The organism is Streptococcus sp. CF8_Ac1-9 (assembly GCF_024295565.1).
In the GTDB taxonomy this organism is placed as follows: Bacteria; Bacillota; Bacilli; order Lactobacillales; family Streptococcaceae; genus Streptococcus; species Streptococcus parasanguinis_X.
The window spans coordinates 577,806-596,472 of record NZ_JANCOY010000001.1 but is presented as its reverse complement, the minus strand read 5'-3'; the positions used below and the strand labels follow the sequence as shown (position 1 = coordinate 596,472).

Genomic DNA, 18,667 nt, shown 5'->3' with positions numbered 1-18,667 from the left:
TTTGTCATTGTCTCATTCCGATATTTTTAGAAAGGATTTATATGAAAACATTCCGAAATTCTTATACGGCTTATATGCTACTCTATAGTTTTTATTTTATGTCCACATCTCTCTTTACGACTCTTATTTCCGTTTATTTGATGGGAAAGCACTATAGTGCAACTCAAGTGTCGACCTTGGTATCGGTTGCCTTTTTCTTATCTATGGTAGCCCAACCCTTCTTTGGGTATATCAATGAGCGATTTGGAATCGTAAAAATGACGACCCTCAGTCTGAGTGTGATCATTGGTGGTGTCTTCGGTTTTCTTTGGGCCCCCAATCTCTTTTGGCTGACTGTTTTTTACGGAATTGTTCTAGTCTGTTTGAATGGGACAGCTCCCATGATGGAAGTTTTTGCAACGCAAAGTCCATACGCTTTTGGGAAGATTCGCGTTTGGGGAACCATTGGCTACTCGGTCGGTGTCCAAATAGCTGGCTGGGTCTATCATCAGTTTAGCCCCCAAGCAGTCTATTATACGGTTTTGATCACCATTGTACTCAGCATTTTCTGTCTAAGTGCCGTTCGAATGAAGAAAAAAGAGACAGTCGTAGAAAAGGAAAAACACCCTGTCTCTATTCGTCCTCTTCTTCACAATGGACCTTATCTCTTCTTTATTGTGTTGATTGGGTTGGCTTCAGGGGTTGGAAATATTGGTCATACCTATATTCCTGAGCTACTCATGGATAGTGGTCTACCAGTGCATATTGCCTCAACAGTTGTGGCTGTCTCCGTCGTAGTGGAAGCCCCCTTGATCTTTTTCTCTGATCGATTCATGGACCACTGGCCTTTACGGGTTTTGATCGCTCTTCCAATCGGGATTATTTTTGCTCAATATGTTGTCTACGCTCTTCCAAGTCCTGTCTTCTTAAAAGTGCTTTTGACTCTTTTAGCCAAGCATACAACAGGGATGGTTTTGATTATGGTCTCCTTACGGTTTATTGCCCAACAGGTGAATGGCAAAGACTTGGTTCTTGCCATGGCCATTGTCCAAGGAGCTCGTTATTTAGGAACCATTCTTTTACAACCCCTCGCAGCCCTCTGTATTGAAAGAGGTGGTTACCAAGTCATGAGTTTCTTTTTAGCAGGGGTTGTAGGGATCGTCTTTTTGCTGAGCTTTGCCTTAAAAATGCCCCAAGGGAAAGCTCACGGACTTTTTGGTGGCAAAGTAGACTAATGAAATTGTTACAATTGTATGACTAATCATCGAGGAGTTGGACAGAAACACTGATTTCACAGTGTTTTGTCCAACTTTTTTGCTATTATTAAGAACTAGTGATTAATTTGACAGTCAAAGTATTCGATGGTAGAATGAGGTAAAATAAATATAAAGGAGACCATTTTATGAAAAAAATGATCTTATCGACAGCTGCTCTTTTGACGATCTTTTCCCTAGCTGCTTGTTCAAACAAACAAGACACAAAGAAAGAAACTTCAAACAGTCAATCAACGACTAAAGTGACGAGCAAATCTGCCAACACTTCAAAAAGTAAGGATAATTCAACAGATTCAGAAGATACGTCATCTTCTAGCCTCTTAACAGATGCTGAAATCAACAAGGCTAAGACAGTTGGAGACTTCAAAAAGTTGTTTGCAAAATTAATGGATCATTCTGTTTCTATTACTGAAGAAGCAGGCACTTCTGTGACAGGTTCTGCAAAAGAACAATACGATGCAATGATTAGTACCTTAAAGCAAGGATTAGAAAACCAAAAAGATATCTTTAATGAAGGCTTGGAAAGCATCGGTTCAGATAGTACAGTCGTTCCTAAAGAAGACCGTGAAGCTTTGATCGAAATCTTGAAAGATGCTCGTGAAGAGTTGGAAAGTACTCGTAAAGAAATGAAAGATATGCAGAAAGAATTGAGTAAATCTCCTGTTGCTGATGATTCTAGTGATGATTCAGATTCAGATTCTGAAGAATAAAAAGAAGAAAAGGTTGGAATTTCCAGCCTTTTTCCTATTTTTTTTTCGAATGATATAGATGAGGAGGTGGGCCTATGTTTATTGCCATGGATAACAATCAAAAGCGGTGGAACTGTATGGAAGAGATCCCAGCTGTGACAGAAGGTCCCTTCTATTGCTTGGCTTGTCATAGTCCAGTGCGTCTAAAAAATGGCTCGGTTCTACGGGCTCATTTTGCTCATATAAAATTACAGCATTGTCCCTATCATCACGAAGCTGAGAGTTTTGAACATCTGGAATTAAAAGCTTGTCTTTATGATTGGGCCTCTAAGGAATCTCATACAGAGGTAGAAAGTTATTTAGCAGACTTTCAACAAATTGCCGATCTTTTGGTAGTAGACAAGAACTTAGCTTTGGAAGTGCAGTGCAGCTCCTTATCTTTAGAACGCTTGAAGGAGAGGAGCGATGCTTATCGATCCAACGGTTACCATGTCTATTGGTTACTTGGTAAAAAGTTGTGGCTCAAGGAAAGACTAACAAAGCTGCAGGCTGGCTTTCTTTATTTTAGTCAGAATCGAGGGTTCCATCTTTGGGAATTGGATCTGACAAAGAAAGAGCTACGTCTGCAATACCTCATCCATGAGGATTTACGAGGGCGATTGCATCATCAAACAGAAATTTTCCCTTTTGGTCAAAGGTCTTTACTGGATGTCTTACGGACCCCTTATCTTTCGCAACCCATGCAGCATATGGCAGTCGAGCTCGATCGTACATTTTTAACCTATATACAGCAGCAACTCTTTTATCGTCACCCAAAGTGGCTGAAGCTTCAGGAAGAACTCTATTTGCAGGGACACCATCTGATGGAACTGGGGCTAGATTTCTTTTATCCTCTTTGTCGTCCGATCCTTTCACAGAACTTGCTCCAAATTAAAGAGGATGTAGAAGGTTACTACCAGCAGTTTATGACCTATTATCAGTCGCAAGGGATCCAACCTGTTCAGATCCTCTATCCCCCACGTTTTTATGCTCAGCAGAAAAGCTAACTTTCTAAGATAGAAATCCTCCCGAAATGTTTATTTTTATGCTAAAATAGTACCATTGGAGGATTAATCGAAATGGTAAAACAACGTAATGAAATTGATGAAAAATACCAATGGGATTTGTCGACAATTTTTGCGACAGATCAAGCTTGGGAAGAAGAAGCAGCCAGCTTAGCTGCAGATATTAAAGCAGCAAGCCACTATGCTGGTCATTTGTTGGATTCAGCGCAAACACTGTTGGATACAACCAATGCTTATTTGGAATTGAGCCGTCGTTTGGAAAAGGTCTACGTCTATGCTCATATGAAAAATGACCAAGATACACGTGTGGCTAAATACCAAGAGTACCAATCAAAAGGGATGTCTCTTTATAGCTTGTTAGGTGAAACCTTTGCCTTCTATGAGCCTGAATTCATGGCCATTACGGATGAGCAATACAAAGCCTTTGTGAGTGAGGTTCCAGCCTTAGAACAATATGGTCATTATTTTGATCGTTTGCTAGAGAAAAAAGAACATGTCTTGTCTCAAAAAGAAGAGGAATTACTTGCAGGAGCGGGTGAGATCTTTGCGGCTGGTGGTGAAACCTTTGAAATCTTGGACAATGCAGATATTGTTTTCCCAACTGTACATGATGACAAGGGTGAAGAAGTTCAATTAACCCATGGAAACTATATTTCTTTGGTAGAATCAAAAGATCGTGCCGTTCGTAAAGAAGCTTACGAAGGTCTCTACAAGGTCTATGAACAGTACCAACATACCTACGCAAAAACCTTGCAAACCAATGTGAAAGTTCACAACTTCAATGCCAAAGTTCGCAAATTCTCATCTGCTCGTGAAGCGGCCCTTTCTGACAACTTTGTACCAGAAAGTGTTTATGATAGCTTGGTAGCAGCTGTGAACAAACACTTGCCACTCTTGCAACGTTATGTGCAATTGCGTTCAAAAATTCTAGGAATCTCAGACTTGAAGATGTACGATATGTATACGCCATTATCCGATACAGACTACAAGTTTACCTATGAAGAATCGTTGGCCAAAGCAGAAGAAGTCTTGGCTGTTTTGGGTGAGGACTACCTTTCTCGTGTGAAACGTGCCTTTAGCGAACGGTGGATTGATGTGCATGTCAACCAAGGAAAACGCTCAGGTGCCTATTCAGGTGGTTCTTATGATACCAATGCCTTCATGTTGTTGAACTGGCAAGATACATTGGATAATCTCTTCACCTTGGTGCATGAAACTGGTCACAGTATGCATTCTAGCTATACCCGTGAAACCCAGCCTTATGTCTATGGGGACTATTCCATCTTCCTTGCCGAAATCGCCTCTACAACCAATGAAAATATCCTGACCGAACGTCTGTTAGAAGAAGTAGAAGACGATGCAACTCGTTTTGCTATTTTGAATCACTTCTTGGATGGCTTCCGTGGAACCGTCTTCCGTCAAACGCAGTTTGCTGAATTTGAGCATGCCATCCATAAAGCAGACCAAGAAGGTACCGTTTTGACTAGTGAGTTCTTGAACAACCTCTATGCAGAGCTCAATGAAAAATACTATGGTCTTTCAAAAGAAGACAACCCTGAGATCCAATATGAATGGGCTCGAATTCCTCACTTCTACTATAATTACTACGTCTTCCAATATTCAACTGGTTTTGCAGCAGCTTCAGCCTTAGCTGAAAAAATTGTTCATGGAACACAAGAAGATCGTGATAAATATATCGACTACTTGAAAGCTGGAAATTCTGATTATCCACTCAATGTCATCCGCAAAGCAGGTGTGGATATGGAAAAAGAAGACTACTTGGACGCAGCCTTTGCGGTCTTTGAACGTCGGTTGAATGAATTTGAAGCCCTAGTAGAAAAATTAGGACTCGCATAAGATGGTAGAGTCTTATAGTAAAAATGCCAACCACAATATGCGCCGGCCAGTGGTTAAAGACGAGATCGTTGACTTTATGCGCACGCGTCAAAAACCGGTAGCAGGTGCCTTGGAGGAGTTAGAAGCATTCGCCCGCAAGGAAAATATTCCGATTATTCCGCATGAAACGGTAGCTTACTTTAGATTACTCCTGCAAGCCCTACAACCAAAGAAAATCCTGGAAATTGGGACAGCAATTGGATTTTCAGCGCTCTTAATGGCTGAAAATGCTCCCGATGCACAAATTACCACTATTGATCGGAATGAAGAGATGATTGGCTTTGCCAAGGAAAATCTGGCTAAATACGATCAGAGAAAACAAATCACCTTGCTTGAAGGAGATGCAGTAGATGTCTTGCAGGATTTAACAGAGACCTATGACTTTGTCTTTATGGACTCTGCTAAGTCTAAGTACATCGTCTTTTTGCCACGAATTCTCGAACTCTTAGAGGTTGGGGGAGTCGTGGTATTGGATGATATTTTCCAAGGAGGAGATGTTGCCAAGGACATCATGGAAGTGCGTCGTGGGCAACGAACCATTTACCGGGGGCTTCAGAATCTCTTTCATGCGACTCTCAATCATCCAGATTTGACCGCTAGTTTGGTGCCACTTGGAGATGGTATTTTGATGATTCGGAAAAATGCAGAGACGGTAACCTTGCCAGATCCTAGCTCTTTTTAGGTAAATTTAAGGTATTCTCTCTAATTTGTGGTAAAATAGAAGAAGTTTAAAAAGGAACGGAGAATAATTTTCATGAAGAAAAAACTTGTAGCAGGTGCTGTGACCTTGCTATCAGTCGTAACACTAGCAGCGTGTACCAATGGCACAAACAAAGATATCGTGACCATGAAAGGGGACACGATTACAGTTTCTGATTTCTATGATGAAATCAAAACCAACCAAGGTGCTCAACAAGTTCTTTTCCAAATGACCATCAATAAAGTCTTTGAAAAAGAATATGGATCAAAGGTTTCTGATAAAGAAGTCGATAAAGAATTGGCTAAACAAAAGAAACAATTGGGGAACCGATTCGATGCTTACTTGGCGCAACAAGGCTTGACGGAAGAAACAGCGAAGAAACAAATCCGTAGCAATATGTTGTTAGAATATGCAGTCAACCAAGCTGCTAAGAAAGATATCAAAGAGTCTGACTACAAGGCGGCTTTTGAATCTTACACACCAGAAGTAACAGCACAAATTATCAAGTTAGATTCAGAAGACAAAGCAAAAGAAGTCTTGGAAGCAGCTAAAGCGGAAGGTGCAGACTTTGCCCAAATCGCCAAAGACAATTCGACAGATACTGCTACAAAAGACAAAGGTGGCGAAGTCAAGTTCGATTCAGGAACAGCAGATATTCCATCTCAAGTCAAAGAAGCTGCCTTTAAGTTGGATGAAAATGGGATTTCAGATGTGATCACAGTTTCAGCAGGTCAAAACTATTCTGCTAGCTACTATATTGTCAAATTGAATAAGAAGACAGAAAAAGGTTCTGACTGGAAGAAATACGAAAAACGTTTGAAAGAGATCATTGTTGACGGTCGTAAGCAAGATACTAACTACATCCGTAGCATTATTGCAAAAGCGATGACCAATGCCAATATCAAGGTCAAAGATGATGCCTTCAAATCAACCTTCAACCAATATTTGCAAAATATCGGTGTTCAAACGAGCGATAGCAGTTCATCATCTAAAAAATAGTTGACGGTTCCTTTTGGAACTTGTATAATGAAATAGTTGAGAATAAATCATTGTTACTCGGAATCAGAGAAGTGGCGGGGGTGCGAGCCATGGAAGAGAAATGATTTTGCTACTCGGCTGAGACAATTGCATACAAAATGAAGAATGACAAGTTCATTGAATGAAGGTGGTACCGCGGTTTTTCGCCCTTCGTTTAGTGGCTTGTCTTTTGTTTATGGGCAGTTGTCTGGAGCTTTTTAAAGGAGATCAAAAGATGCGAACCTATCAAGTGAAACAAAAATTTCGATTGGGTGGCGAGCGGTTCGATATCAAAGATGAGTTGGGAAATGTTGAGTACCAGGTTGAGGGATCTTTTCTTAAGATTCCCAAGACTTTTACCATCTATGATAAGAATGGACAAGAAGTGAGCCACATTACTAAAAAAACAATCAGCTTTCTTCCCAAATTTGTGGTTGAGTTGAAGGATGGGGACCGCTTTTTTATCCATAAAAAACTGACGCTCTTTAGAGACAAATACGATATCGAAGATTTGGGACTGAGGGTACAAGGAAATATCTGGGACCTAGAATTCAAATTGTTTGATGATCGGGATCAAATCGTCGCTGAGATTAGCAAGGAACTCTTTCATCTAACCTCTACCTACCAAGTATCGGTGTATGAGGATGAATACGCTGATTTAGTCATCTCACTTTGTGTCGCCATCGATTATGTCGAAATGTTAGAAGCTAGCGCAAATTAAGCTTAAAAAAATTAGGAGAAAAATATGAAACAATTATCTAGTGCACAAGTCCGTCAAATGTGGCTTGATTTCTGGGCAAGCAAAGGCCACTCAGTAGAACCATCTGTTAGCTTGGTTCCAGTAAACGACCCAACGCTTTTGTGGATCAACTCAGGGGTTGCCACTCTTAAGAAATACTTCGATGGAACCATCAAACCTGAAAACCCACGGATTACCAATGCCCAAAAAGCTATCCGTACCAACGATATCGAAAACGTGGGGAAGACTGCCCGTCACCATACCATGTTTGAAATGTTGGGGAACTTCTCTATCGGAGATTACTTCCGTGATGAAGCCATTACCTGGGCTTATGAGCTTTTGACAAGTCCGGAATGGTTTGATTTCCCTAAAGACAAACTTTACATGACCTATTATCCTGACGACAAGGATTCATACAACCGTTGGATCGCTGTTGGGGTAGATCCAAGTCACTTGATCCCAATCGAAGACAACTTCTGGGAAATCGGTGCAGGGCCTTCTGGACCAGATACAGAAATCTTCTTTGACCGTGGAGAAGCCTTTGACCCTGAAAATATCGGTCTTCGTCTGCTTGCAGAAGATATCGAAAACGACCGTTACATCGAAATCTGGAACATTGTCTTGTCACAATTTAACGCAGACCCTGCTGTTCCTCGTAGCGAATACAAGGAATTGCCACACAAGAACATTGATACGGGCGCTGGTTTGGAACGTTTGGTAGCCGTTATCCAAGGAGCGAAGACCAACTTTGAAACAGACCTCTTCATGCCAATCATCCGTGAAGTGGAAAAGATGTCTGGTAAGACCTATGATCCAGATGGCGATAACATGAGCTTCAAGGTGATTGCTGACCACATCCGTTCGCTTTCATTTGCGATTGGTGATGGGGCTCTTCCAGGTAATGAAGGACGCGGTTACGTTCTTCGTCGTCTCCTCCGTCGTGCTTCCATGCATGGACAAAAATTGGGGATTGAAGGAACCTTCTTGTATAAATTGGTTCCAACCGTTGGGAAGATCATGGAAAGTTACTACCCAGAAGTACTTGAAAAACAAGACTTTATCGAAAAAATTATCAAGAGTGAAGAAGAGTCATTTGCTCGTACTTTGAATTCTGGTCAACACTTTGCCCAAACCATCGTTGAAGACTTGAAAGCCAAAGGTCAAACAGTGATTGCTGGTCAAGATGTCTTTAAACTTTATGATACATACGGATTCCCAGTAGAATTGACAGAAGAAATCGCTGAAGAAGCTGGAATGACAGTCGATCGTGAAGGTTTTGAAGCAGCCATGAAGGAACAACAAGAACGTGCGCGTGCATCTGCTGTCAAAGGTGGATCTATGGGGATGCAAAATGAAACCCTTCAAAACATTACAGTTGAAAGTAGCTTCAACTACAATGCTAGCCAATTGCCTTCTAAGTTGGTGGCTATCGTAGCGGACAATGCAGAAGTAGAGGCTGTTTCAGAAGGAACTGCATCACTGATCTTTGCAGAAACTCCATTCTACGCTGAAATGGGTGGACAAGTTGCGGACCATGGTCAAATCTTGGATGCTGCAGGAAACGTCGTAGCGACGGTGACAGATGTTCAAAAAGCACCAAATGGACAACCACTCCATACGGTTGAAGTTCTTGCTCCTCTTGCCTTGAACCAAGAATACACCTTGGCTATCGATACCAATCGTCGTCATCGTGTCATGAAGAACCACACTGCGACTCACTTGCTCCATGCGGCTCTTCACAATATCCTTGGTAACCATGCAACCCAAGCAGGATCTCTTAACGAAGTAGAATTCCTTCGCTTTGACTTTACCCACTTCCAAGCCGTGACTCCAGAAGAATTGCGTGCTATTGAGCAACAAGTCAATGAAAAGATTTGGGAAGCGATCGCAGTCGAAACGATTGAAACAGATATCGATACTGCTAAAGAAATGGGAGCTATGGCCCTCTTTGGTGAGAAATACGGTAAGGAAGTTCGCGTAGTCACTATCGGGGACTACTCTGTTGAGCTCTGTGGTGGTACCCACGTAGGCAATACTTCTGAAATTGGACTCTTCAAGATTGTCAAAGAAGAAGGTATCGGATCAGGAACTCGTCGTATCTTGGCAGTGACTGGTAAGGAAGCCTTTGAAGCTTATCGTGAACAAGAAGATGCTCTGAAAGCAGTCGCAGCAACCTTGAAAGCACCTCAACTCAAAGAAGTTCCTCACAAGGTGGAAGGACTTCAAGAGCAACTCCGTCAGTTGCAAAAAGAAAATGCAGAATTGAAGGAAAAAGCAGCAGCAGCGGCAGCAGGTGATGTCTTCAAGAATGTTCAAGAAGCAAATGAACACCGTTACATTGCTAGCCAAGTTTCTGTATCAGATGCAGGTGCCCTTCGTACCTTTGCGGATAACTGGAAACAAAAAGACTACTCTGATGTGCTTGTTCTTGTCGCAGCCATCGGTGACAAGGTCAATGTCCTTGTAGCCAGCAAGACAAAAGAGGTCCATGCAGGTAATGTGATCAAAGAATTGGCTCCAATCGTCGATGGACGTGGTGGTGGTAAACCAGACATGGCCATGGCAGGAGGAAGCAACCAAGCGAAGATCCAAGAATTGTTGGATGCTGTAGCAGGTAAATTGTAATCATCGGAGAGGTTGGATCTTTGTCCAACCTCTTTTTTCAAAAAGAAGCAGATCCAATTAGAAAAAGATTGCAACAAAAAAACCTTTCCGTCTGGAAAGGTTTCAGATTGAAGATAAAGTCTTCTAAAAAACTTTCCTTAGGTGAGTACGGACGTCAGCGAACTTCAAAGAAGTTCCATGACTTAGTTTTGGACCTAAGGTTCCAAAACTCCCGAGTGCTAGAAACATGATTGTTTCTAACACTTTTCTCACGGCGGAAAGTTTTTAATCTTCAAAAAATAAAAGTCATTTTTTGAAAATCATCTATCTGTTTTATGTAAAACAATAGGTTGTCTATATTTAAAAACCTTTCCGTCTGGAAAGGTTTTTGTCTTATAGTCCGTAGTTATAATCGTCATCCTGCATGGCTTCTACTTCACCGAGAAGGTAACCATTTCCGACTTGAGAGAAGAAGTCGTGGTTAGAGGTACCGGTTGAGATTCCGTTCATGACGATTGGGTTAACGTCATCTGCTGAGTCTGGGAAAAGCGGATCTTGTCCCAAGTTCATGAGGGCTTTATTGGCGTTGTAGCGAAGGAAGGTCTTGACTTCCTCAGTCCAGCCCACACCGTCATAGAGGCTCTCTGTGTAGCCTTCTTCGTTTTCATAGAGGGTGTAGAGAAGATCATACATCCACTCTTTGAGTTTTTCTTGTTCTTCTTCTGGTAATTCGTTAAATCCAAGTTGGAACTTGTAGCCGATATAGGTTCCGTGAACTGATTCGTCCCGAATGATCAACTTGATGATTTCAGCTACGTTGGCCAATTTGTTGTTTCCAAGATAGTAGAGAGGTGTGAAGAAACCAGAGTAGAAGAGGAAGGTCTCAAGGAAAACACTGGCGACTTTCTTTTCAAGAGGGGTTCCATTGAGGTAGATTTCGTTGATGATTTCTGCCTTCCTTTGAAGGAAAGGATTGGTGTTGGTCCATTCGAAAATCTCTTCGATTTCTGACTTGGTATTCAAGGTCGAAAAGATAGAAGAGTATGACTTAGCATGGACTGATTCCATAAATTGGATGTTGTTAAAGACAGCTTCTTCATGGGGAGTACGAATATCCGCACGAAGAGCTTGAACACCTGTTTCAGATTGCATGGTATCTAGAAGGGTCAATCCCCCAAAGACTTTACCAACTAGGTCTTTTTCTTTATTCGACAACTTTCTCCAGTCATCCAAGTCGTTTGACAAAGGGATACGTGTATCCAACCAGAATTGCTCTGTCAGTTTTTCCCAGGTCGATTTATCGATGACATCTTCGATCGCATTCCAGTTAATGGCTTTGTAGTATGTTTCCATTTGCATCACTTTCTTTTTCAATTCATTCAATCGTTACTATTCTACCATAAATTGATAGAATACCGCACAAAAAGTCGGCGAACCGACTTTTGATAGCTATCTAGGATAGCGGATTAGATGACACAGCTTTCACATTGGTTGGCGCCAACTTCTCCACCATCATCTGTAAAGGTACGGACGTAGTAGATAGACTTGATACCCTTGTTAAAGGCGTAGTTCCGAAGGATAGACAAGTCACGAGTGGTTTGTTTGTTTTCAGTTTTCCATTCGTAAAGACCCTTTGGAATATCGCTACGCATAAAGAGAGTCAGTGAAAGACCTTGGTCTACGTGTTCAGTTGCGGCAGCATAGACATCGATGACTTTTCGCATATCCATGTCGTAGGCAGAAGTGTAGTAAGGAATCGTTTCCGTTGACAATCCTGCTGCAGGGTAGTAGATCTTACCGATTTTTTTCTCTTGGCGTTCTTCAATCCGTTGTGTAATTGGGTGGATAGAAGCAGATACGTCATTGATGTAGCTGATAGATCCATTTGGTGCGACAGCTAGGCGGTTTTGGTGGTAAAGACCATCTGCTTGAACTTTAGCACGCAGTTCTGCCCAATCCTCAGCACTTGGGATAAAGATGTCTTTAAAGAGTTCTTTGACGCGATCAGATTTTGGTACAAATTCTCCAGTCGTGTACTTATCAAAGTAAGTACCGTTGGCATAGTCTGATTTTTCGAAGTTGTGGAAGGTAACACCACGTTCACGCGCAATGTTATTTGATTCTACGAGGGTCCAGTAGTTCATGAGCATGAAGTAGATACTTGTGAACTCAACAGACTCAGGTGATCCGTATTCAATCAATTGTTGCGCAAGGTAGCTGTGAAGTCCCATAGCTCCAAGTCCGAACGAATGCGCCAGTTTATTTCCGTGGTCAATGGTTGGAACGGCCACGATATGAGAACTATCGGTAACGAAGGTTAAAGCACGAACCATGGCACGAATCGAACGTCCAAAATCAGGTGAAGTCATCATGTTAACTACGTTGGTTGAACCAAGGTTACATGAGACGTCTGTTCCCATTTGGACAAATTCTTGGGCATCGTTGATCAAGCTTGGTTCTTGAACTTGGAGGATCTCTGAACACAAGTTACTCATGATGATTTTTCCATCAACTGGGTTGGCCCGGTTAGCAGTATCGATGTTGACTACATATGGATAGCCAGATTCTTGTTGCAATTTAGAAATTTCAGTTTCCAAATCACGTGCCTTAATTTTTGTCTTGCGGATGTTTGGATTAGCAACCAACTCATCGTATTTTTCAGTGATGTCGATGTAGTTGAATGGTACTCCGTATTCACGTTCCACAGAGTATGGGCTGAAGAGGTACATTTCTTCATTTTTACGAGCCAACTCGTAGAACTTGTCTGGCACGACGACCCCAAGTGAGAGAGTCTTCACCCGAACTTTTTCATCAGCATTTTCTTTCTTAGTTGAAAGGAAGGCGATGATGTCTGGGTGGAAGACGTTGAGGTAAACCACCCCAGCCCCTTGGCGTTGTCCCAATTGGTTAGAGTAAGAGAAGCTATCTTCGAAGAGTTTCATAACTGGAACCACTCCAGAAGCGGCTCCTTCATACCCTTTGATTGGTGCTCCAGCTTCACGAAGGTTGCTGAGGGAAATCCCAACCCCACCACCGATACGTGAAAGTTGAAGGGCAGAGTTGATGGAACGTCCGATCGCATTCATATCATCGGTTACTTGGATCAAGAAACATGAAACCAATTCTCCACGGCGGGCACGTCCAGCGTTTAAGAAAGAAGGAGTAGCTGGTTGGTAGCGTTGGTGGATAATTTCGTTTGCGATGTCTCGCGCGATAGCTTCATTTCCATCTGCAAAATAGAGAGCATTGAAGAAGACACGGTCTTCCATGCTTTCAAGATAGTATTCTCCATCATTTGTTTTCAAAGCGTATTGGTTATAGAATTTGTAGGCCGCCATGAAGGACTTGAATTGGAAGTTTTGGTCTTTGATAAATTGGGCCAATTCCTCTAAAAATTCAGGACGGTATTTCTCGATAAAAGCTCTCTCAATGTAATTGTGCTCGAGAAGGTACTGAATCTTGTCTGTAATCGAGTCAAAGGCTTTAGTATTTGGTACAACATTTTCTTTAAAGAATGCATCCAAAGCTTCTTTATCCTTATGAAGCATGATTTGGCCGTTTACTGGACGGTTGATTTCATTGTTAAGACGAAAATACGTCACATCTTCAAGAGATTTTAATCCCATAATAATCCTTTTCTAGTTCAAAAAAATGAAGAGGAGAAGTCCTCTCTTCCCAAGTAAAAAGTCTAGTGTTAGGTTGCTAACGCTAGACCCTATTTAAGCAAAATACTGTGTTTATTATGAAAGTTTCTTCAACTTAGCTGGTTGAAAACCAGAAAATACTTCATCCGGTGTTTGAATAACTGGAGCAGCATTGAAGCCAAGGTTCTTAACATGCTCTACAAATTCTGGCTGTTCGTCTAAGTTAATTTCGCGGTATTCCACATGATTGCTATCGAGGAATCGCTTGGTCATTTTGCATTGAACACAATTATTTTTTGAATAAATGGTTACCATTTCTTTTCCGTTCTCCTATCGAAATATAAATCTGTAAACAGTATAAACAAAATCCAGCAACTTGTCAACAAAATAAAACTAAATATTGTGCAAAGAGATGAAATGGAGTTTTCAAAGCACAATATATTGTGGTGAGTGAAAAGTGTGAAAATCGAAGAAATGGGATAGGAATAGGCTTTAAAGCATCTTTAATTAGTTATAATTTTTTGGTGAATCAATATCCTGTGGTTAAACAGCTTCTTTTCATTGAAAGCGGAGGAAAATGTTACTTATAATATAGTAGAAAATTGAAAAGATATTTTCTCTGTTCTTCAGTTGCTTCTTAAAATGTATCTAAATTGGGATTTTTCGCAGTCTTTTTCTGTAAGTCAGTGATAAAAATCTTGAAAAAAATTTCAAAAGATGATATAATACCAAATTGTAAGGGTTATCAAAAGGTAACTCAAAAACTATTTTTAAAAAGGAGAGTCAAACTATGGCTTCTAAAGATTTCCACATCGTGGCAGAAACAGGTATCCACGCACGTCCAGCAACTTTGTTGGTTCAAACTGCTAGCAAATTTGCTTCAGATATTACTCTTGAATACAAAGGTAAATCAGTTAACTTGAAATCAATCATGGGTGTTATGAGCCTTGGTGTTGGTCAAGGAGCAGACGTTGTAATCTCTGCAGAAGGTGCTGACGCTGATGATGCGATCGCAGCTATTTCAGAAACAATGACTAAAGAAGGATTGGCTTAAAAATATGACAAAAATGCTAAAAGGAATTGCAGCATCTGACGGTGTTGCCGTTGCTAAGGCATATTTGCTCATTCAACCAGACTTATCATTTGAGACTGTTTCAGTCGAAGATACAAGTGCAGAAGAAGCTCGTTTGGATGCAGCTCTTGAAGCTTCACAAAACGAGCTTTCTCTTATTCGGGAGAATGCAGTAGCAAGCCTTGGTGAAGAAGCAGCGCAAGTTTTTGATGCGCATATGATGGTTCTTGCTGACCCTGAAATGATTGGTCAGATCAAAGAAACGATTCGTACGAAAAAAATCAATGCAGAAGCTGGCTTGAAAGAAGTCACTGACATGTTCATTGCGATCTTTGAAGGAATGGAAGACAATCCTTACATGCAAGAACGTGCAGCAGATATTCGTGACGTTACCAAACGTGTCCTTGCCAACTTGCTTGGGAAGAAATTGCCAAACCCTGCTTCTATCAATGAAGAAGCAATCGTGGTTGCGCATGACTTGACTCCATCTGATACAGCACAGTTGAACAAAAAGTATGTAAAAGCTTTTGTCACGAATATCGGTGGACGTACCAGTCACTCAGCTATCATGGCTCGTACACTTGAAATCGCAGCTGTTCTTGGTACAAATAACATTACAGAACTTGTCAAAGATGGCGATGTTTTGGCTGTTTCAGGGATCACTGGTGAAGTTGTGATCAACCCTACTGAAGAACAAATCGCAGAGTTCAAAGCAGCTGGTGAAGCTTATGCTAAACAAAAAGCTGAATGGGCTCTCCTTAAAGATGCGAAAACAGTGACTGCTGATGGAAAACACTTCGAGTTGGCTGCTAACATCGGTACACCTAAAGATGTTGAAGGTGTGAACGATAACGGTGCAGAAGCTGTTGGTCTCTATCGTACAGAATTCTTGTACATGGATTCTCAAGACTTCCCAACGGAAGATGACCAATACGAAGCTTACAAAGCTGTTCTTGAAGGTATGAATGGTAAACCTGTGGTTGTTCGTACAATGGATATCGGTGGGGATAAAGAACTCCCTTACTTTGATCTTCCTAAAGAAATGAACCCATTCTTAGGTTTCCGTGCTTTGCGTATCTCTATCTCTGAGACAGGTAACCAAATGTTCCGTACACAATTGCGTGCCTTGCTTCGTGCATCTGTTCACGGTAAATTGCGGATCATGTTCCCAATGGTTGCTTTGTTGACAGAGTTCCGTACGGCTAAAGGTATTCTTGAAGAAGAAAAAGCTAAATTGCTTGCTGAAGGTGTTGCTGTGGCAGATGATATCCAAGTAGGGATCATGATTGAAATCCCAGCTGCTGCAATGCTTGCGGACCAATTTGCTAAAGAAGTTGATTTCTTCTCAATCGGTACAAATGACTTGATCCAATACACAATGGCTGCTGACCGTATGAACGAACAAGTTTCATACCTTTACCAACCATATAACCCATCAATCCTTCGTTTGATCAACAACGTGATCAAAGCAGCTCACGCTGAAGGCAAATGGGCAGGTATGTGTGGTGAAATGGCCGGTGACCAAACTGCTGTTCCACTTCTTGTCGGAATGGGCTTGGATGAGTTCTCTATGTCAGCGACATCTGTCCTTCGTACACGTAGCTTGATGAAGAAACTCGACACAGCTAAAATGCAAGAATACGCTAACCGTGCTCTGACTGAATGTTCAACCATGGAAGAAGTGCTTGAACTTTCTAAAGAATACGTGAACGTAGACTAAGAATGAATCAAATACTAAGACACATCTGTCTTAGTATTTTTTTTGATTTTTTTACTTTTTTTATAAAAATGTCCATTTCATTCGTAATAAACTAGTTAGTAATAAAAACATTGACTAAAATGTTCGGTTTTTTGTTTAAATTTCCTCGTATATATAGTATAATCGTAAGTAAGAAAAGGGGGATGACCAAGGAAGGATAGAAAAGGTTCGGGAAAGAAAATGGAAAAACTTTTCCTGATATTTTTACATGATTTTACAGGAATCAACTTGAAAATTAAGTGATTTTATAGTAAAATAATATCAAATAGAAAACGCTTTCAAAAGCAAAGAGGTGAGTATATGGATAGAAGCACAGACTTATGGACATTTGGAAGAGGGGATAATTTCCATCTTCAAGAGTACTTAGGAGCTCACAAGGAAACAAGGGGAGAACAAGAAGGCTTTACCTTCCGTGTTTGGGCTCCCAATGCTCAGGCGGTGGATCTGATTGGTGATTTCACTGATTGGGAAGCTCGTAAGATTCCAATGGTTCGTAATGAAGGAGGCGTCTGGGAAGTCTTCTGTTCCGATGCAAAAGAGGGAGATATATACAAGTATTTGGTGACTCGACAAAATGGTCATCAGGTGCAAAAAATCGATCCTCTAGCGTTATGGATGGAAAAGAGACCCAATACAGGATCTATTATTAAGACCATTCCAGAGAAAAACTGGAAAGATGGTCTCTGGAGAGCACGCCGTAAAAAACTTGGTTTTAAGGAACGACCTGTTAATATTTACGAGGTTCATGCAGGATCTTGGAAACGAAATGAGGATCACAGTTCCTACACCTTCAAACAACTAAAAGATGAACTCATTCCGTATCTGGTAGAGATGAACTACACCCACGTGGAATTTATGCCGGTGATGGCCCATCCATTGGGCTTGAGTTGGGGCTATCAGCTTATGGGATATTTTGCACTCGAGCAGACTTATGGTAGCCCAGAAGAGTTTCAAGACTTCGTGGAAGAATGCCACCTCAACAATATCGGAGTGATCGTGGATTGGGTACCAGGACATTTCATTATCAATGATGATGCCTTGGCGTATTATGATGGAACACCAACCTTTGAATACCAGGATGAACATCGGGCCCATAACTACGGATGGGGAGCCTTGAACTTCGATTTAGGAAAGAATCAAGTACAGTCATTCTTGATTTCTAGTTTGAAGTTTTGGATTGAAACCTATCATTTAGATGGAATTCGGGTCGATGCTGTGAGCAATATGCTCTATCTTGATTACGATAGTGGTCCATGGACTCCGAATATTGATGGAGGAAACCTCAATTATGAGGGCGTTCATTTCCTTAGACGTTTGAATGCTATTATAAAAAACGATCATCCAGATGTCATGATGATTGCTGAAGAAAGTTCTGCTGGTCAAAAGATCACAGGTCCTGAAGAAGAAGGCGGCCTAGGCTTTGACTATAAATGGAATATGGGTTGGATGAATGATATTCTACGCTTTTATGAGGAAGATCCCGTCTATCGGAAATATGATTTCAATCTGGTAACCTTTAGTTTCATGTATGCATTTTCCGAAAATTTCTTACTACCATTTTCACACGATGAAGTGGTGCACGGTAAGAAGAGTTTGATGCACAAGATGTGGGGAGATCGCTACAATCAATTTGCTGGTCTTCGCAATCTCTTAACCTATCAGATCTGCCATCCAGGAAAGAAATTGCTCTTTATGGGTTCAGAATTTGGTCAATTTTTGGAATGGAAGTCAGAAGAGCAACTGGAATGGGGCAATCTAGAGGATGAAATGAATGCTAAGATGCGTCGTTTCACAGCTCAGCTTAATCATTTCTACAAAGAACATAAAGAATTGTGGGAGATTGATGATAGCTTTGATGGCTTAGAGATTATTGATGCGGATAACCGTGATCAGAGCGTCTTGTCCATGATCCGGAAAAATCGAAAAGGCGATCTTCTGGTGTGTGTCTTCAATATGGCGCCAGTGGAACGCAAGGACTTTACGATCGGTGTTCCTGTATCAGCGATCTATGAAGAAATTTGGAATACAGAATTAGAAGAATGGGGAGGTGTCTGGAAAGAGCACAATCCGACAGTTCAGTCTCAAGATGGACTGTGGAAGGATTATGAACAAACTTTGACCTTTACTTTGCCGGCTTTAGGGGCTAGCATTTGGAAGGTGAAACGGAAGGTTCGCAAAACGAAATCTAAAACATCAGATAAAAAATGATGATCGGTTGACTCTAAGGGAG

Annotated in this window: 14 protein-coding genes; 11 read left to right on the top strand and 3 right to left on the bottom strand. The window is 41.2% G+C overall.

Features of this window, described 5'->3' with window-relative positions:
- The first annotated feature begins 41 nt into the window (after positions 1-41).
- From NML76_RS02950 to alaS, 8 genes are all read left to right on the top strand, one after another.
- Positions 42-1,214, top strand: coding sequence for an MFS transporter (locus NML76_RS02950; RefSeq protein WP_254732628.1), 1,173 nt, complete (start codon positions 42-44; stop codon positions 1,212-1,214).
- A 167-nt stretch (positions 1,215-1,381) separates the two neighbouring features.
- Positions 1,382-1,963 (top strand): lipoprotein, encoded by a 582-nt coding sequence (locus tag NML76_RS02945; RefSeq protein WP_254732626.1) that lies wholly within the window; start codon positions 1,382-1,384, stop codon positions 1,961-1,963.
- A 74-nt stretch (positions 1,964-2,037) separates the two neighbouring features.
- Positions 2,038-2,988 (top strand): competence protein CoiA family protein, encoded by a 951-nt coding sequence (locus NML76_RS02940; RefSeq protein WP_254732624.1) that lies wholly within the window; start codon positions 2,038-2,040, stop codon positions 2,986-2,988.
- A gap of 72 nt (positions 2,989-3,060) precedes the next feature.
- The gene (gene pepF / locus NML76_RS02935) at positions 3,061-4,863 is read left to right on the top strand and encodes an oligoendopeptidase F (RefSeq protein ID WP_254732622.1); all 1,803 of its coding nucleotides are present in this window, start codon (positions 3,061-3,063) and stop codon (positions 4,861-4,863) included.
- A 1-nt stretch (position 4,864) separates the two neighbouring features.
- Positions 4,865-5,584 carry an O-methyltransferase gene (locus NML76_RS02930; RefSeq protein WP_003006390.1) on the top strand — a complete coding sequence of 240 codons (720 nt, stop codon included), beginning with the start codon at positions 4,865-4,867 and terminating at the stop codon, positions 5,582-5,584.
- 72 nt (positions 5,585-5,656) lie between these two features.
- The gene (prsA, locus tag NML76_RS02925) at positions 5,657-6,601 is read left to right on the top strand and encodes a peptidylprolyl isomerase PrsA (RefSeq protein ID WP_118397042.1); all 945 of its coding nucleotides are present in this window, start codon (positions 5,657-5,659) and stop codon (positions 6,599-6,601) included.
- Between the two features lie 253 nt (positions 6,602-6,854).
- Entirely contained in the window at positions 6,855-7,340 is a 486-nt protein-coding gene (locus NML76_RS02920) for an LURP-one-related/scramblase family protein (RefSeq protein WP_023917679.1), read from the top strand.
- A 24-nt stretch (positions 7,341-7,364) separates the two neighbouring features.
- Positions 7,365-9,983, top strand: coding sequence for an alanine--tRNA ligase (gene alaS / locus NML76_RS02915; protein ID WP_254732620.1), 2,619 nt, complete (start codon positions 7,365-7,367; stop codon positions 9,981-9,983).
- A gap of 372 nt (positions 9,984-10,355) precedes the next feature.
- Here the strand turns inward: alaS and nrdF are convergent, their stop codons facing one another.
- The 3 genes from nrdF to nrdH form a co-directional block, all read right to left on the bottom strand.
- The gene (gene nrdF / locus NML76_RS02910; RefSeq protein WP_031573445.1) at positions 10,356-11,315 is read right to left on the bottom strand and encodes a class 1b ribonucleoside-diphosphate reductase subunit beta; all 960 of its coding nucleotides are present in this window, start codon (positions 11,313-11,315) and stop codon (positions 10,356-10,358) included.
- A 113-nt stretch (positions 11,316-11,428) separates the two neighbouring features.
- Positions 11,429-13,588, bottom strand: a complete 2,160-nt coding sequence (gene nrdE / locus NML76_RS02905) for a class 1b ribonucleoside-diphosphate reductase subunit alpha (protein ID WP_049472150.1) — start codon at positions 13,586-13,588, stop codon at positions 11,429-11,431.
- Positions 13,589-13,702: 114 nt separating this feature from the next.
- Entirely contained in the window at positions 13,703-13,921 is a 219-nt protein-coding gene (gene nrdH / locus NML76_RS02900; RefSeq protein ID WP_003006408.1) for a glutaredoxin-like protein NrdH, read from the bottom strand.
- 475 nt (positions 13,922-14,396) lie between these two features.
- Between nrdH and NML76_RS02895 the strand changes: the two genes are divergently transcribed.
- From NML76_RS02895 to glgB, 3 genes are all read left to right on the top strand, one after another.
- Positions 14,397-14,660 carry a phosphocarrier protein HPr gene (locus tag NML76_RS02895; protein WP_003006411.1) on the top strand — a complete coding sequence of 88 codons (264 nt, stop codon included), beginning with the start codon at positions 14,397-14,399 and terminating at the stop codon, positions 14,658-14,660.
- 4 nt (positions 14,661-14,664) lie between these two features.
- Positions 14,665-16,398: a phosphoenolpyruvate--protein phosphotransferase gene (ptsP, locus tag NML76_RS02890; RefSeq protein ID WP_003006414.1), complete on the top strand. Its 1,734-nt coding sequence runs from the start codon at positions 14,665-14,667 to the stop codon at positions 16,396-16,398.
- 339 nt (positions 16,399-16,737) lie between these two features.
- Positions 16,738-18,645 (top strand): 1,4-alpha-glucan branching protein GlgB, encoded by a 1,908-nt coding sequence (gene glgB, locus NML76_RS02885; RefSeq protein ID WP_070673841.1) that lies wholly within the window; start codon positions 16,738-16,740, stop codon positions 18,643-18,645.
- Positions 18,646-18,667: the final 22 nt, after the last annotated feature.

Bases quoted from the DNA above. Each gene is read 5' to 3' on its own strand.
- NML76_RS02950 (WP_254732628.1), top strand. From the start codon at position 42: ATGAAAACATTCCGAAATTCTTATACGGCTTATATGCTACTCTATAGT.
- NML76_RS02945 (WP_254732626.1), top strand. From the start codon at position 1,382: ATGAAAAAAATGATCTTATCGACAGCTGCTCTTTTGACGATCTTTTCC.
- NML76_RS02940 (WP_254732624.1), top strand. From the start codon at position 2,038: ATGTTTATTGCCATGGATAACAATCAAAAGCGGTGGAACTGTATGGAA.
- pepF (WP_254732622.1), top strand. From the start codon at position 3,061: ATGGTAAAACAACGTAATGAAATTGATGAAAAATACCAATGGGATTTG.
- NML76_RS02930 (WP_003006390.1), top strand. From the start codon at position 4,865: ATGGTAGAGTCTTATAGTAAAAATGCCAACCACAATATGCGCCGGCCA.
- prsA (WP_118397042.1), top strand. From the start codon at position 5,657: ATGAAGAAAAAACTTGTAGCAGGTGCTGTGACCTTGCTATCAGTCGTA.
- NML76_RS02920 (WP_023917679.1), top strand. From the start codon at position 6,855: ATGCGAACCTATCAAGTGAAACAAAAATTTCGATTGGGTGGCGAGCGG.
- alaS (WP_254732620.1), top strand. From the start codon at position 7,365: ATGAAACAATTATCTAGTGCACAAGTCCGTCAAATGTGGCTTGATTTC.
- nrdF (WP_031573445.1), bottom strand. From the start codon at position 11,315: ATGGAAACATACTACAAAGCCATTAACTGGAATGCGATCGAAGATGTC.
- nrdE (WP_049472150.1), bottom strand. From the start codon at position 13,588: ATGGGATTAAAATCTCTTGAAGATGTGACGTATTTTCGTCTTAACAAT.
- nrdH (WP_003006408.1), bottom strand. From the start codon at position 13,921: ATGGTAACCATTTATTCAAAAAATAATTGTGTTCAATGCAAAATGACC.
- NML76_RS02895 (WP_003006411.1), top strand. From the start codon at position 14,397: ATGGCTTCTAAAGATTTCCACATCGTGGCAGAAACAGGTATCCACGCA.
- ptsP (WP_003006414.1), top strand. From the start codon at position 14,665: ATGACAAAAATGCTAAAAGGAATTGCAGCATCTGACGGTGTTGCCGTT.
- glgB (WP_070673841.1), top strand. From the start codon at position 16,738: ATGGATAGAAGCACAGACTTATGGACATTTGGAAGAGGGGATAATTTC.